General features: G+C 71.9%; 14 protein-coding genes and 1 pseudogene. 12 read left to right on the top strand and 3 right to left on the bottom strand.

Features of this window, described 5'->3' with window-relative positions; all coding sequences use genetic code 11:
• The 10 genes and pseudogenes from VMR06_RS16900 to VMR06_RS16855 form a co-directional block, all read left to right on the top strand.
• Nucleotides 1-231: pseudogene (locus tag VMR06_RS16900) on the top strand (lipoprotein-releasing system transmembrane subunit LolC); the annotation flags it as partial.
• A 43-nt stretch (nucleotides 232-274) separates the two neighbouring features.
• Nucleotides 275-973: a lipoprotein-releasing ABC transporter ATP-binding protein LolD gene (lolD, locus tag VMR06_RS16895; protein ID WP_325378499.1), complete on the top strand. Its 699-nt coding sequence runs from the start codon at nucleotides 275-277 to the stop codon at nucleotides 971-973.
• A 16-nt stretch (nucleotides 974-989) separates the two neighbouring features.
• On the top strand, nucleotides 990-3,335 hold the full coding sequence (locus VMR06_RS16890; protein ID WP_325378497.1) for a DNA internalization-related competence protein ComEC/Rec2: 2,346 nt from the start codon (nucleotides 990-992) through the stop codon (nucleotides 3,333-3,335).
• Nucleotides 3,336-3,439: 104 nt separating this feature from the next.
• Nucleotides 3,440-4,069: a MotA/TolQ/ExbB proton channel family protein gene (locus VMR06_RS16885; protein WP_325378495.1), complete on the top strand. Its 630-nt coding sequence runs from the start codon at nucleotides 3,440-3,442 to the stop codon at nucleotides 4,067-4,069.
• 10 nt (nucleotides 4,070-4,079) lie between these two features.
• Nucleotides 4,080-4,514 (top strand): biopolymer transporter ExbD, encoded by a 435-nt coding sequence (locus VMR06_RS16880; RefSeq protein ID WP_325378492.1) that lies wholly within the window; start codon nucleotides 4,080-4,082, stop codon nucleotides 4,512-4,514.
• On the top strand, nucleotides 4,511-6,286 hold the full coding sequence (msbA, locus tag VMR06_RS16875; protein ID WP_325378490.1) for a lipid A export permease/ATP-binding protein MsbA: 1,776 nt from the start codon (nucleotides 4,511-4,513) through the stop codon (nucleotides 6,284-6,286). Before VMR06_RS16880 ends, msbA begins: the two co-directional genes overlap by 4 nt.
• Nucleotides 6,287-6,360: 74 nt before the next feature.
• Complete coding sequence (rfbA, locus tag VMR06_RS16870; protein ID WP_325378488.1) at nucleotides 6,361-7,248, top strand: glucose-1-phosphate thymidylyltransferase RfbA; 888 nt, start codon at nucleotides 6,361-6,363, stop codon at nucleotides 7,246-7,248.
• Nucleotides 7,245-7,802, top strand: a complete 558-nt coding sequence (gene rfbC, locus VMR06_RS16865; protein WP_325378486.1) for a dTDP-4-dehydrorhamnose 3,5-epimerase — start codon at nucleotides 7,245-7,247, stop codon at nucleotides 7,800-7,802. Before rfbA ends, rfbC begins: the two co-directional genes overlap by 4 nt.
• Nucleotides 7,799-8,731, top strand: coding sequence for a dTDP-4-dehydrorhamnose reductase (gene rfbD / locus VMR06_RS16860; protein ID WP_325378484.1), 933 nt, complete (start codon nucleotides 7,799-7,801; stop codon nucleotides 8,729-8,731). Before rfbC ends, rfbD begins: the two co-directional genes overlap by 4 nt.
• Before the next feature lie 13 nt (nucleotides 8,732-8,744).
• Entirely contained in the window at nucleotides 8,745-10,193 is a 1,449-nt protein-coding gene (locus tag VMR06_RS16855; RefSeq protein WP_325378482.1) for a mannose-1-phosphate guanylyltransferase/mannose-6-phosphate isomerase, read from the top strand.
• A 55-nt stretch (nucleotides 10,194-10,248) separates the two neighbouring features.
• Here VMR06_RS16855 and VMR06_RS16850 read toward each other — a convergent pair whose 3' ends face one another.
• From VMR06_RS16850 to pip, 3 genes are read right to left on the bottom strand one after another with little or no spacing between them, the layout of a single operon-like run.
• Nucleotides 10,249-10,890 carry a response regulator transcription factor gene (locus tag VMR06_RS16850; protein ID WP_325378480.1) on the bottom strand — a complete coding sequence of 214 codons (642 nt, stop codon included), beginning with the start codon at nucleotides 10,888-10,890 and terminating at the stop codon, nucleotides 10,249-10,251.
• Complete coding sequence (locus tag VMR06_RS16845) at nucleotides 10,887-12,245, bottom strand: sensor histidine kinase (protein ID WP_325378478.1); 1,359 nt, start codon at nucleotides 12,243-12,245, stop codon at nucleotides 10,887-10,889. Before VMR06_RS16845 ends, VMR06_RS16850 begins: the two co-directional genes overlap by 4 nt.
• Nucleotides 12,242-13,204, bottom strand: coding sequence for a prolyl aminopeptidase (gene pip / locus VMR06_RS16840; RefSeq protein WP_325378476.1), 963 nt, complete (start codon nucleotides 13,202-13,204; stop codon nucleotides 12,242-12,244). Before pip ends, VMR06_RS16845 begins: the two co-directional genes overlap by 4 nt.
• Here pip and pqqA point away from each other — a divergent pair.
• Both pqqA and pqqB read left to right on the top strand, forming a co-directional pair.
• A complete protein-coding gene (gene pqqA, locus VMR06_RS18235) occupies nucleotides 13,203-13,487 on the top strand; it encodes a pyrroloquinoline quinone precursor peptide PqqA (protein ID WP_414648168.1) in 285 nt (94 codons plus the stop codon). The genes pip and pqqA overlap by 2 nt on opposite strands.
• A gap of 51 nt (nucleotides 13,488-13,538) precedes the next feature.
• Nucleotides 13,539-14,351: pyrroloquinoline quinone biosynthesis protein PqqB (gene pqqB / locus VMR06_RS16835; RefSeq protein ID WP_325378474.1), on the top strand; the 813-nt coding region annotated here is incomplete at its 3' end.

Raw genomic sequence — 14,351 nt, 5'->3', positions numbered from 1 at the left:
GTCGTGATGACCTTGAACCTGGAGACCGTCGTGCACTGGATGGAGCGCACGTTCGGTATCGTCTTCATGTCGCCGGACGTCTACTACATCAGCGAGCTGCCGGCGGACCTGCACTGGGGCGACGTCGGCTGGATCACGGTGACGGCCTTCGTGTTCTGCACGCTGGCCACGCTGTATCCGGCCTGGCGCGCGGCGCGCGTGCAGCCGGCGGCGGCCTTGCGCTATGAGTGACCAGGTGAATCGGAACGGACAGGACGATGCGGCGGAAGCGGCCATGAACGCAACGACGGTGCTGCGCGCCGAGCGGATCGCCAAGACCTATCAGGAAGGCCGCCTGCGTGCCGAAGTGCTGCGCGAGGTCAGCTTCGAGGTCGCGCGCGGCCAGACGCTGGCGATCATCGGCGCGTCCGGCAGCGGCAAGAGCACCTTGCTGCACATCCTCGGCGGCCTCGACACGCCGAGCGCCGGCGAGGTCGTCGTCGAGGGCAAGACGATGTCGCGGCTGTCGGATCGCGCGCGCGGTGCGCTGCGCAACCGCTCGCTCGGCTTCATCTACCAGTTCCATCACCTGCTGCCGGAATTCACCGCACTGGAGAATGTCTGCATGCCGCTGCTGATCCGCGGCACGCCGATCGACGATGCGCGCCAGCGTGCGACCACGCTGCTCGAGCGCGTCGGCCTGGCCGAGCGGCTCGAGCACAAGCCCGGCGAGATGAGCGGCGGCGAGCGGCAGCGCGCGGCGGTCGCGCGTGCGCTGGTCACGCGGCCGGCCTGCGTGCTCGGCGACGAGCCGACCGGCAACCTCGACGAGGCCAATGCGGCCCAGGTCTATGCGCTGATGCTCGAGCTCAACCGCGAGATCGGTACCAGCTTCATCCTGGTGACGCACGACCGGCGCCTGGCGATGCGCATGGACCGCGTGCTGGAGCTGCGCGGCGGCAGCGTGCACGAGGTCGACAAGAGCGGCGGTTGAGGGACGGTTCGACGCCATGGATCCGGCGCCTCTCGATGCTGCACCGCCTCCGGCGCCTTCGCGCCGCCGCCTGTCGACGCCGGCGATCGCCTGCGCGTTCCTGCTCGGCGTGCTGTCGGTACAGGCTTTGCCGGCGCTGCCGCCGCGGCTATTGGTCGTCGCGCTCGGCCTCGCCGCGATCGGCGTCGCCTGGCGCTGGCCGCGCGCGCGCTGGATCGCGACCGTCGCGCTCGGCTTCGCCTGGTGCGCATGGCGCGCCGATGTCGCGCTGCTCGAACGGCTGCCGCGCGAACTGGAAGGCCGCGACTTCGACGTCGTCGGCGTCGTCGACGACCTGCCGCTCGCGCGCAGCGACGCGACGCGCTTCTTGCTGCGTGTCGAATGGGCCTGGCTCGATGGAGAGCCGGTCGCCCTGCACGGACGCGTGCGGCTGTCGTGGTACGGCCAGGTGCCCGAGGCGCTCGGCGCCTGCGAGCGCTGGCGCCTGCCGTTGCGGCTGAAGCGGCCGCGCGGCCTGGTCAATCCGGGCGGCTTCGACGCCGAACGCCACGCGCTGGAGCGCCGCATCGTTGCGGTCGGCTACGTCCGCGACGGCGGTGCGCACGAGCGGCTGGGCCGCGTGCCGTTCTGCGTGGACGGCCTGCGCGAGCGGCTGTCGGCGGCGATCGTCGCCCACGTCGGCGACCGGCATGCGACGCGGCTGCTGCGCGCGTTCTCGGTCGGCGACACGCGCGCGCTCGATGCCGCGGACTGGGACGTCGCGCGCGCCAATGGCGTGACGCATCTGATCTCGATCTCCGGTTTCCACGTCGGCGTCGCCGCGCTGTTCGGCGCGGCGCTGGTGCGCCTGCTGTGGTGGGCCGTACCCGCGCTCGCGCTGCGCGTGCCGGCACCGCTGGCGATGGCACCGGCCGCGTTCGCGACCGCGCTCGGCTACGGCCTGCTGGCCGGCGGCAGCCTGCCGACCGTGCGCACGGTGCTGATGATCGGCGTCGTGACGCTGGCACGCCTGAGCCGCCGCGCCGGCAGCGGGGCGCAGTCGCTGGCGCTGGCGCTGCTGGCGGTGCTCGCGTTCGACCCGGCCGCGGTGCTGGCACCGGGCTTCTGGCTGTCGTTCGCCGGCGTGGCGTTCCTGATGCTGAGCCTGCAGCACGAGCGTGGTGCGCTCGGCTTCGTGCGCGAGCTCGGCATCGGCCAGTGGGTCATGACGATCGCGCTGCTGCCGCTGACGGTCTGGTTCTTCGGCGAGGCGTCGCTGGTCGGCGCGCTGTCCAATCTGGTCGCGATCCCGTTCGTGAGCCTGGCGATCGTACCGGCGACGCTGCTGGCGACGCTGCTGGAGCTGATCGCGCCGGCCCTGGCCGCGCCGTTGTTCGTCGCGGCCGGCTGGCTGGTCGATCTGCAGTGGTGGCTATGGGCGCGGATGGCGGCCTGGCCGGGTGCGCACTGGTATCTGCCGGAGGTCGCTCCGGTGGCCCTGGTCCTGGCGATGACCGGCGCGATCTGGCTGTTCCTGCCGCGCGGCGTGCCGCTGCGGCCGCTCGGCCTGCTGCTGTTCCTGCCGCTGGTCGCGCCGGCGCTGCAGCGGCCGGCGCCCGGTGCGTTCGAGGCGACGCTAATCGACGTCGGCCAGGGCCTGTCGGTGCTGGTGCGCACGCATCGGCACGCGCTGTTGTACGACGCCGGCGCGCGCTATCCGTCGGAGTTCGATCTCGGCGAGGCGGCCGTACTGCCGACGCTGCGCGCATTCGGCCTCGACCGGCTCGATCGCCTGATCGTCAGTCACAACGACAACGATCACGCCGGCGGTGCGGCCGCGCTGATCCGCGCCTGGCCCGAGGCGGACCGGCTCGGCGGCGAGGCCGCGACCAGCCCGCTGGACCTTGCGCCCTGCGAGGCCGGTCGGGAATGGCGGTGGGACGGTGTCCGCTTCCGCATCCTGCATCCGGCGCCGGCCTCGATGCAGAGCGGCAACGACCGCTCCTGCGTGCTCCTGGTCGAGCACGCCGCCGGCCGCCTGCTGCTGACCGGCGACATCGGCATGCGTGTCGAGCGCGGCCTGGCCGGCGCGGTCGGCGACGGGCCGCCGCTGATCCTCGTCGTGCCGCACCACGGCAGCCGCACCTCGTCCGGCGCAGGCTTCATCGCGGCGCTGCAGCCGCGCCTCGGTCTGATATCGGCGGGCTGGCGCAGCCGGTTCGGCCATCCGCATCCGCGCGTCGTCGAGCGCTACCGCCGCGCCGGCGTGGAACTGGTCAATACCGCCGATGCGGGCGCCGTGCAGGTGGTCTTCGCTGCCGATGCCGAGCCGCGGATCGCGCGCCGCGAGCGCGAGCACCGGCGCCGCTACTGGCGCGAGTAGGCGCGCCCGGCGATCCGATCGCGCGTCGGCGACCGGGCGCACGGTTCGGCGCTGCGGCGCTGCTATCATGCCGCCGGTCGTCGCGGTCGCAAGAAGGTGTGCTCGTGCTGGAAATCCTGATGGCGGGAGGTTGGGCGATCGTGCCCATTCTCGTGTGCTCGGCCATTGCCCTGGCCATCGTGCTCGAACGGTTCTGGAGCCTGCGCCGCAAGGTGGTCGCGCCGCCGGAACTCGGCGACCAGGTGCGCGAATGGGCGCGCACGCGCCGCCTCGACCCCGAACACATCCGCGAGCTGGCCGCCAGCTCGCCGCTCGGCGAGCTGCTCGCCGCCGCGCTGTCGGTGCGCTACCGCTCGCGCGAGGTGATTAAGGAACGCGTCGAGGACGCCGGCCGCCACGTGATCCACCAGCTCGAACGCTTCCTCAACACGTTGGGCACGATCGCGCTGATCGGCCCGCTGCTCGGCCTGCTCGGCACCGTGATCGGCATGATCCGCATGTTCTTCGCGGTCATGGTCAGCGGCGTCGGCGATCCGATGAAGATGGCCGGCGGCATCGGCGAGGCGCTGATCTGCACCGCGGCCGGCCTGCTCGTGGCGATCCCGGCCTACATCTTCCACCGCTACTTCCGCGGCCGCGTCAACGATCTGGCGATCGAGATGGAGAAGCAGGTGATCGCCCTGGTCGACGAGCTCGGCGCGCAGAGCGAGCCGATCGCGCGCGCCGCGGTCTGACGAGGCGACGATGCGCATCGCGTCCGGACGCCGAGACGACGACTTCGAGATCAGCGTGATCCCGCTGATCGACGTCATGCTGACCCTGCTGATGTTCTTCGTGCTGTCGACGACCTTCGTCGAGCACTCGCGCCTGAAGGTCACGCTGCCGGAGGCCGAGACGAGCGACCGCCAGCAGGAGGAACAGCCGCCGCTGCTGATCGTGATCGACCGCGAGGGGCGCTACTACCTCGACAACAACGAGGTGCTCAACTCGAGCCTGGACACGCTCAGGGACGCGATCGCGCGCGTCGCCGGCGACGACCGCCAGCGGCCGGTGTCGCTGCGCGCCGATGCGCAGACGCCGCACCAGGCGGTGATCACCGCGATGGACGCGCTCGGTTCGCTCGGCTTCACGCATCTGAGTATCGCGACCACGCCGGCCGAACGGTCCGGCACGCCGTGAGCGAAGGCGCCGCCCGTGGCACGCAGGACTCGCCCTGGGGCGTGTACCGGCGTCTGCTCGGCTACTCGGCGCGCTACTGGCCGATCGGCGCGCTGGCGCTGCTCGGCATGACGTTCGACGCGGCTTGCAGCGCCGCGTTCACGTTCGTCATCAAGCCGATGCTCGACGACCTGTTCGTCGCCAAGAACGCCGCGACGATCTTCTGGATGCCGTTCGTGATCGTCGGCCTGTTCGTGGTGCGCGGCCTGGCCGTGTTCACGTCCGACTACGGCATCGCCCACGTCGGGCGCTCGGTCGTGATGACGCTGCGCGGCGAGCTGTTCCGCAAGTACCTGCGGCTGCCGGCAGCGTGGTTCGGGCGCGAGGCGTCCGGCAAGCTGATCGCGCGCGCGACCTACACGGCCGAACAGGTCGCCAATGCCAGTACGGACGCGCTCAAGGTCGTCGTGCTCGACGGCCTGATGGTGATCGGCCAGATCGGCGTGATGCTCTACCACAGCGTGCGGCTGACGCTGGCGCTGTTCGTGCTGGCGCCGGTCATCGCGCTGGTGGTCTCGGTGGTCGGGCGCCGTTACCGGCGCATCAACAACCGCATCCAGGATTCGGTCGGTTCGGTCGCCGGCATCGTCGACGAGGTCGTCGCCGGCCATCGCGAGGTGCGCGTCTACGGCGGCCAGGACTACGAACAGCGGCGCTTCGGCGCGATCAACGGCGGCATCCGCCGGCTGGCGCTGAAGGTGGCCTCGACCAATGCGCTGGCGACCTCGATCGTGCAGCTGATGGCGGCGATCGCGCTGGCGCTGGTGATCTACCTGGCGACGCGGCCGGCGATGCTCGCCGCGATGAGCCCCGGCACCTTCATGTCGCTGATCACCGCGATGCTGATCCTGCTGCCGTCGCTGAAGCGGCTGACCACGGTCCAGGCCAACATCCAGCGCGGCGTGGCCGCCGCGCGCGACCTGTTCTCGGTGCTCGACGCCGAGGAGGAGCACGACACCGGCACGCTGCGCTGCGAACGCGCGCGCGGCAGGATCGAGTTCCGCGGCGTGGCGTTCACGTATCCGGACGCGCCGGCACCGGCCCTGCGCGGCATCGACCTGGTCTGCCCGGCCGGCAGCGTGACGGCGCTGGTCGGGCGCTCGGGCAGCGGCAAGTCCAGTCTGGTCGGCCTGCTGCCGCGCTTCCACGACGCACAGGGCGGGCAGATCCTGCTCGACGGCCGGCCGCTGGCCGACTACACGCTGGAGAGCCTGCGCGCGCAGATCGCCCTGGTCAGCCAGCAGGTGGTCCTGTTCGACGACACGGTCGCCCGCAACATCGCCTACGGCGCGCTCGGCGAGGCCTCGATCGAGGCGATCACGGCGGCCGCCGAGGCCGCCAATGCGATGGGCTTCATCCGCCAGTTGCCAGGCGGGCTCGACGCGCGGATCGGCGAGGGCGGCTCGCTGCTGTCGGGCGGCCAGCGCCAGCGCATCGCGATCGCGCGCGCCCTGCTCAAGGACGCGCCGATCCTGATCCTCGACGAGGCGACCAGCGCGCTCGACACCGAATCGGAACGCGCGATCCAGGGCGCGCTGGAACGGCTGATGCGCGACCGTACGGTCCTGGTCGTCGCGCACCGCCTGTCGACGATCGAGCGCGCCGACAACATCGTCGTGCTCGACGAGGGCCGCATCGTCGAGCACGGCCGGCATGCCGAGCTGATCGCCGGCGGCGGCTACTACGCGGCGCTGCACCGCATGCAGTTCCGCGAGGCGCCGGCGGCGTCCTGAGCGGGCGCGAGCAGGGCAGGGCCGTGCGGCCTACAATACGCGCCCTCTGAAGACGACGAACCCGAGGACCTGCGGTGACAGCGCGACGCGGCATCATTCTCGCCGGAGGTTCCGGTACCCGGCTCTATCCGCTGACCCAGGCGGTCAGCAAGCAGCTGCTGCCGGTCTACGACAAGCCGATGATCTACTACCCGCTCAGCACGCTGATGCTGGCCGGGGTCCGCGAGGTGCTGATCATCAACACCCCGCACGAGCAGGCCCTGTTCCAGCGCCTGCTCGGCGACGGCTCGCAGTGGGGCATCTCGATCCGCTACGCGGTGCAGCCCTCGCCGGATGGTCTCGCCCAGGCCTATCTGATCGGCCGCGATTTCGTCGGCGACGAGCCGAGCTGCCTGATCCTCGGCGACAACATCTTCTACGGCCACGGCCTGACCGACCTGCTGCGCCAGGCCGACCACCGCACGCTCGGCGCCACGGTCTTCGGCTACTGGGTCCGCGATCCGGAGCGCTACGGCGTGGCCGAGTTCAACGGCGACGGGCGCGTGATCGGCCTCGACGAGAAGCCGATGCATCCGAAGTCGAACTGGGCCGTCACCGGACTCTACTTCTACGACGGCCGCGCGGCCGACTATGCGGCCGAGCTCAAGCCCTCGCGGCGCGGCGAGCTCGAGATCACCGATCTCAACCGTCGCTATCTCGAGGACGGTACGCTGATGCTCGAGCGGATGGGCCGCGGCTACGCCTGGCTCGACACCGGCACGCACGAGTCGCTGGTCGAGGCCTCCACGTACATCGAGACGATCGAGAAGCGTCAGGGCCTGAAGGTGTGCTGCCCGGAGGAGATCGCGTTCGTCAACGGCTGGATCGGCGCCGAGCAGCTGCTGGCGCTGGCCCATCCGCTGGCCAAGAACGGCTACGGCCTGTACCTGCAGCAGCTGGCGCGGCAAGGCCGGCAGCCGTGAAGCTGATCCGCACCGATCTGCCCGGCTGCGTCGTGATCGAGCCGGCCGTGCACGGCGATGCGCGCGGCTACTTCTACGAGAGCTTCAACGCCGAGCGCTATGCCGCGGCCGGCCTGGATCTGAGCTTCGTGCAGACCAACGTCTCGCGCTCGGCGCGCGGCGTGCTGCGCGGCCTGCACTACCAGTGGCCGAACCCGCAGGGCAAGCTGGTCAGCGTGCTCGAGGGCGAGGTCTACGACGTCGCGGTCGACATCCGCGCCGGCTCGCCGACGTTCGGGCGCTGGGCCGCGGCGATCCTGTCGGCCGAGAACCACCGTCATTTCTGGATCCCCGAAGGCTTCGCGCACGGCTTCGCGGTGCTGTCCGAGCACGCGACGTTCGTCTACCAGTGCACCGCGCTGTACGACCGCGCCGGCGATGCGGCGATCCGCTGGAACGACGGCGACATCGCGGTGGACTGGCCGATCGCCGATCCGCTGCTGTCGGACAAGGACGTCCGCGCGCCGTTCCTGGCCGACCTGCCGCCGGAGCGCCTGCCGGTCTACCGGCCGTGAGAATCCTGCTGCTCGGCGCGAACGGGCAGGTCGGGCGCCTGCTGCGCCGCTCGCTCGCGCCGCTCGGCGAGGTCGTCGCCGCGACGCGCGAGGGCCGGCTCGACGATGGTACGCCCGCGCTCGCGGCCGATCTGGCCGATCCGGCCGGCTTGGCCGGTGCCCTCGAGGCGGCCGCCGCCGACCTCGTCGTCAACGCCGCGGCCTACACGGCCGTCGACCGGGCCGAGAGCGAGCCCGAGCGCGCCGACCGCATCAATCATCGCGCCGTCGCCGAGATCGGCGCCTGGGCGGCGCGGCGCGGCGCGCGGGTCGTCCACTATTCGACCGACTACGTGTTCGACGGCCGCGCCGACCGGCCGTACCGCGAGGACGATCCGGTCGGCCCGCTCGGCGTCTACGGCCGCAGCAAGCTCGCCGGCGAGGAGGCCCTGCGCGCCAGCGGTGCAGCGCATCTGATCCTGCGCACGGCCTGGGTCTACGCGGCCGAGGGCCACAATTTCCTGCGCACGATGCTGCGCCTGGCCGGCGAGCGCGACGAGCTGCGCATCGTCGCCGACCAGACCGGCTCGCCGACGCCGGCCGGCCTGATCGCCGCGGTCAGCGCCGAACTGATCGCGCAGTGGCAGGCGGCCGCGCCGGAGCGGCGCGCATCGCTGCAGGGCACCTACCATCTGACCGCCGCCGGCCGCTGCAGCTGGTACGCGTTCGCCGAGGCGATCTTCGACCGCGCCGAGGGCGCCGGCCTGATCGCGCGCCGGCCGCGCCTGGTCGCGATCGGCAGCGCCGACTATCCGACGCCGGCGCGGCGTCCGGCCTGGTCGGTGCTGGACTGTGAACGGCTCAAAACGCGGTTCGGGTTACACTTGCCGGCTTGGGAGCAGGGCCTGCGCGAGGTCGTCGACGCGCTCGCGGCCGCCCGCTCCGCCTGAAGGAGTGCCGCTCATGCTAGTCCCCGTGATCCTGTCCGGCGGTGCCGGTACGCGCCTGTGGCCGGTCTCGCGCAGTGCCTATCCGAAGCCGTTCATGAAGATGGGCGACGGCGAATCGCTGCTCAACAAGACGCTGGACCGGGCGCTGCGCCTAGCCGGCGACGCGCCGGTACTGACCGTGACCGGCCGCGACTACTACTTCCTGACGCGCGACGACTACGCCGCGCATCCGCGCGCCGATCTGGACCGGCTGCCGTTCCTGCTCGAACCGGCCGGGCGCAACACCGCGCCGGCGGTACTGCTGGCCGCGCTGCACGCGCTCGAGCACGTCGGCGCCGATGCGACCTTGCTGGTGCTGCCGGCCGACCATCTGATCCGCGATCTCGACGCGTTCGCCGCCGACGTGCAGCGCGCCGCGGCACTGGCCGGCGACGGCTGGCTGGTCACGTTCGGCATCCGGCCGACCCATCCGGAGACCGGCTTCGGCTACATCCGCATGGGCGCGGCGATCGACGGCCGCGACGGCCGCGAGGTCGGCGCCTTCGTCGAGAAGCCGAACCGCGAGACCGCCGAGACCTACGTCGCCTCGGGCCACTACGTCTGGAACTCGGGCATGTTCTGCTTCCGCGCCGATGCGCTGATCGAGGCCGCGGCGCAGACCTGCCCGGACGTGCTCGCCGCGGTCCGCGCCTGTCATGCCGGCGCCAGCGGCAGCGAGTCGCCGGTGGAGTTCCCGCGCGAGGCGTTCCTGGCGCAGCCGGACATCTCGCTCGACTACGCGATCATGGAGCGCGCCGCGCGCGTGGCGGTCGTGCCGGCGACGTTCGACTGGAGCGACATCGGCTCGTGGAAGGCGATCAGCGAGCTCGAGGGCGAGAGCGACGCCGCCGACGCCGACGGCAACCGCGTGCGCGGCAGCGCGATCGTGGTCGAGAGCCGCAACTGCTACATCCAGTCCGACGCGCGCATGGTCGCCGCGGTCGGCGTGCACGATCTGGTCATCGTCGACACCGGCGACGCGGTGCTGGTCGCCGACCGCGAGCGCGCGCAGCAGGTCAAGCTGGTCGTCGACCGCCTGCGCGCCAGCAACCACGACGCGGCGACGTTCCACAAGACCGTGCACCGCCCCTGGGGCAGCTACACGGTCCTGGAGGACGGCGAGGACTGCAAGGTCAAGCGCCTGACGGTCAAGCCGGGCCACGTGCTGTCGCTGCAGCTGCATCATCGGCGCAGCGAGCACTGGACCGTCGTGCACGGCACCGCCAAGGTCCGCGTCGGCGAGAAGGAATTCCTGCTCCAGCGCAACGAGTCGACCTACATCCCGATGGACACGGTGCACCGGCTCGAGAACCCGACCGATCAGGACATCCATCTGATCGAGGTGCAATGCGGCGACTACTTCGGCGAGGACGACATCGTCCGGCTCGAGGACCGCTACGGGCGGATTCCGGCCAAGGTCTGAGCGGTTCCGCAGGCGCTGCGGCGCTTGCCGGTCGCGGTGAGCGCGCGGCGCGCCTTCAGCCGCCGACCAGGCCGTGCCGCATCGCGATCAGCGCGATCTCGGCCTGGTTCGATGCGCCGAGCTTCTGCTTGATGTTGTACAGATGCGTGCCGACCGTGCGCGGCGACAGGTTCAGCATCTCGGCGATGCGGTTGACCGAGTGGCCGTTGGACAGGTGCAGGAACACTTCGTACTCGCGCTCGCTGAGCCGCTCGACCGGACTGCGTTCGGCCGCCGCGCCCTGCACGGCCATGCGCTGCGCGAGCTGCGCGTCGACGTAGCGGCGGCCGGCCGCCACGGCGCGGATCGCCTCGATCAGCGCCTCGGGCGCACTGCGCTTGCACAGGTAGCCGAGCGCGCCGATCTTCAGCATGTGACGGACGTGGCTCGGATCCTCGTGTGCCGACAGCGCCAGCACGCGCGCACCCGGATCGCGCGCGAGGATGCGGCTGGTCGCCTCCAGGCCGGAGACGCCGGTCATCGCGATGTCCATGACCACCACGTCGACCGGATCGTCCTGATAGAGCCGGTACGCCGCTTCGCCGCTGTCGGCCTCGGCGGTCACGCGCAGGTCCTCGGTCGCCTCCAGCAGCAGCCGAAAGCCCATCCGCACGACGGCGTGGTCGTCGGCCAGCATCACGCGGATCGGTCGGTTCATCGCGGCGGTTCCGGTTGCTCGAGGGGGATGCGCGCCTGCACGGTGCAGCCGGCGCCGGGGGCGGACGCGATCTGCAGGTGGCCGCCGAGCGCCTCGGCGCGCTCGCGCATGCCGCGCAGGCCGAACCGGCCGGCGTGTTCGGGCGCCTGCGGCAGGCCGATGCCGTCGTCGGCGACCGCGATCGCCAGCGCGCCATGCTCGACCGCGATGCGCACCTGGACGCGCGAGGGCCGTGCATGGCGCAGCGCATTGCTGAGCGCCTCCTGGACGATCCGGTAGGCACCGATGCGCACCGCATCGCCCGGTTCGTCGGCGAGGGGCGCCAGCGCGGTCTCGTAGCGGATCCCGGTGGTGCGCAAGCGCCAGTCGTCGACCAGATCGGCCACGGCATCGACCAGGCCCAGGCTGTCCAGTGCCAGCGGCCGCAGGCGCGGCACCATCGCGTGCATCGAATCGTAGAGCTGGTTCGCGGTGGCGGTCAGTGCCTGTACCGCATTGCGCATCGCGGCGTCGTCCTCGGCGCGGCCTGCGATCGCGATCGCGAGGCTGCGGATCGCGGTGACCTGCTGGCCGAGCTCGTCGTGCAGCTCGCGCGCCAGCGCGCGGCGCTCCTCCTCGATGCGCGCGTGCAGCGCACCGGTCAGCGCCCGCTGCGCGGCCAGCCGCGCCGCCGACTCGGCGGCCTCGCGGCGTGCCTCCAGGCTGGTCTCGATCGCCGCCGCCATGTGATTGAACGCGGCGCCCATCGCGCCGGCTTCGCGGCCGCGCAGGGCCGGCAGCCGGACATGGAAGTCGCCGCGCTCCATCTCGCGCAGGCCGCGCAGGATGCGCTCGAACGGCGCGACCGCGCGGCCGACGACGACGTAGACGATCACGTTGACCGCCGCGAACAGCGCCAGCGCCACGCCGAGCAGCCGCTTCATGTCGTCCCAGCCGTCGAGCACCGCGCGCGAGGCCTCGGAACGGATCACCAGGCGGCCGCCGTCGCCGACCTCGATGCTGCGCGTCTGCGGCGTCGGCTGCACGCGGCGCGCGAACCAGTCCGGCGCCGAGCGGCCGGCCTTGTAGGTCGGCTCCGGCGAGTGATACAGCGGGCGTCCGCCGGCGTCGTAGAGCACGATGTCGTTGGAGCGCACGCGGCCGAGCCCGCGCAGATATTCGGCGAGGTCGTCGAGGCCGTCCTGGGCGCCGACCAGGATCAGGCGCGACAGCAGTTGCTGTGCAATCCGGCTCGACGCGGTGATCTCCTCGCCGACGCTGCGCCGCGTGTCGCCGACGAACAGCGCGACCATCGTCGCGACCAGCACCAGGGTCAGCGCGGCGATCAGCAGGTGCAGCTTGACGCGCAGGCTCATGCCGCGCCCCAGCCGTCGAAGCGGCCGCCATCGGCGAATCGCGCCAGCGCATCGATCAGCGGCGCGGCCAGCGCCGGCGCGAACGCGTCGTGCCCACCGCCGTGGACCAGGGCCAGCCGGCTGCCGCCGAGCGTGCGCTGCAGCCGCCACGCGTTGAGCGGCCGGCAGACCCGGTCGTCGCGGCCATGCACGATCGCCGTCGGCACGCCGCTCAGCGTGCTCGCGGCACCGAGCACGGCGCGTTCGCCGAGGAAACACCCCCGCGCGAGGTAGTGGATCTGCACGCGGTAGCGATCGACCGTCGCAGCCGGCACCTCGCCGGGTGCGGCGGCCGTCGGCGCGGCGGCCGGATCGAGCAGGCGCCGTTCGTACATCGACCAGGCCCGGCAGAGCGCGGCGACTGCCGCGGCGTCGCCGCGCGCGAACACGCGCGTGCAGGCCTCGAGCAGGTCGCGCCGCCGCCGGCGCGGGAAGTGCTCGGCGAAACACTGCCAGGCGTCCGGTTCGAGCGCGCGCACGTCGCGGAAGAACCAGTCCAGATCCGCACGGCCGGTCAGGAAGATCCCGCGCAGCAGCAGTCCGCTGACGCGCTCCCGATGGCGGCCCGCATAGGCCAGCGCCAGCGCCGATCCCCACGAGCCGCCCACCAGCAGCCAGCGCGCGATGCCCAGATGCTCGCGCAGCCGCTCCAGATCGTCGATCAGATGGGCGGTCGTGTTGTGGCGCACGCCGCCGCGCGGCGTGCTGCGGCCGCAGCCGCGCTGGTCGAACAGCACGGCACGGTAGCGCTGCGGATCGAACAGGCGCCGGTGCGCCGGACTGCAGCCGCTGCCGGGGCCGCCGTGCAGCAGCACCGCCGGTACGCCGTCGGCGCGGCCGGCCTGCTCGTAGTACAGGACATGGCCGTCGCCGACGTCGAGCCGGCCGTGGTCGTACGCGTCGGTCGCGGGAAACAGCATGCCGGCGATTCTATGCCCTGGCGCAGCCGCGCGATCCGTCTGGGCGCGGAGGCGGCGCACCGCAGCGGCGGTTCATGAAAATCATGAGGACCGATCGCGTGCTTTCGCGCAGGCATGTTGCGGCGCGATCGATCGAGACTGCTCGCGCAGCCGGCGCACGGCTGCCCGTTCGCCCGAGGCGAAGCGGTCCGCAACCGGAGAGACGACCATGACCTGGGAAACCCCGCAAGCCCGCGACCATCGCTACGGCTTCGAAGTGACGATGTACATCGCCAACCGCTGAGCGCCGCGCGTCCTCGCCGCCGTCGAGGCGGCGGGGGCGCCGTCCGAGACGATGAGACTTCGCATCCTGGGTTCCGCCGCCGGCGGCGGATTTCCGCAGTGGAACTGCAACTGCCGCAACTGCGACGGCGTCCGCAGCGGCCGCCTGCGCGCGACCGCGCGCACCCAGTCCTCGATCGCGGTCAGCGGCGACGGCGTGGACTGGCTGCTGATCAATGCCTCGCCCGACCTGCTCGCGCAGATCCGCGCGCATGCGCCGCTGCAGCCGGCGCGTGCGCCGCGCGATACCGGCATCGCCGCCGTGCTGCTGACCGACGGCCAGGTCGATCACGTCACCGGTCTGGCGATGCTGCGCGAGCATCGCCGGCCGCTGCCGGTCTGGTGCACCGACGCGGTCGCCGAGGACCTCGGCCGCGGCTATCCGCTGCTCGGCGTGCTCGGCCATTTCTGCGGTGTCGATCGTCGTCCGATTCCGCTCGACGGCCAGGCGTTCGCGATAGACGGCGTCGCCGGGCTCTCGTTCACGGCCATCCCGGTCGCGAGCAAGGCGGCACCGTATTCGCCGCACCGCGACGCTCCGGTACCCGGCGACAACATCGCCGTGCTGATCGAGGACGCGGCCGGATGCACCGCGTTCTACGCGCCGGGACTGGCCGCGATCGATGCCGCCGCGTGGGACGCGATGCGCCGCGCCGACGTGGTGCTGGTCGACGGCACGTTCTGGCACGACGAGGAAATGATCGCGCTCGGCCTCTCGCGCAAGCGCGCACGCGACATCGGCCATCTGCCGCAGTCGGGTCCGGACGGCATGATCGCCTGGCTCGACCGCCTGCCGGCGGCGACCCGGCGCGTGCTGATCCACGTC

The sequence above is a fragment of the Dokdonella sp. genome (assembly GCF_035511235.1).
Taxonomy (GTDB): domain Bacteria; phylum Pseudomonadota; class Gammaproteobacteria; order Xanthomonadales; family Rhodanobacteraceae; genus Dokdonella.
Note: the sequence above shows the minus strand (reverse complement) of the source record. Positions and strands in the feature narration are given on the sequence as shown.

Bases quoted from the DNA above. Each gene is read 5' to 3' on its own strand.
- VMR06_RS16890 (WP_325378497.1), top strand. From the start codon at position 990: ATGGATCCGGCGCCTCTCGATGCTGCACCGCCTCCGGCGCCTTCGCGC.
- VMR06_RS16855 (WP_325378482.1), top strand. From the start codon at position 8,745: ATGCTAGTCCCCGTGATCCTGTCCGGCGGTGCCGGTACGCGCCTGTGG.
- pqqA (WP_414648168.1), top strand. From the start codon at position 13,203: ATGCCGGCGATTCTATGCCCTGGCGCAGCCGCGCGATCCGTCTGGGCG.
- VMR06_RS16880 (WP_325378492.1), top strand. From the start codon at position 4,080: ATGCGCATCGCGTCCGGACGCCGAGACGACGACTTCGAGATCAGCGTG.
- lolD (WP_325378499.1), top strand. From the start codon at position 275: ATGAACGCAACGACGGTGCTGCGCGCCGAGCGGATCGCCAAGACCTAT.
- VMR06_RS16845 (WP_325378478.1), bottom strand. From the start codon at position 12,245: ATGAGCCTGCGCGTCAAGCTGCACCTGCTGATCGCCGCGCTGACCCTG.
- VMR06_RS16850 (WP_325378480.1), bottom strand. From the start codon at position 10,890: ATGAACCGACCGATCCGCGTGATGCTGGCCGACGACCACGCCGTCGTG.
- pip (WP_325378476.1), bottom strand. From the start codon at position 13,204: ATGCTGTTTCCCGCGACCGACGCGTACGACCACGGCCGGCTCGACGTC.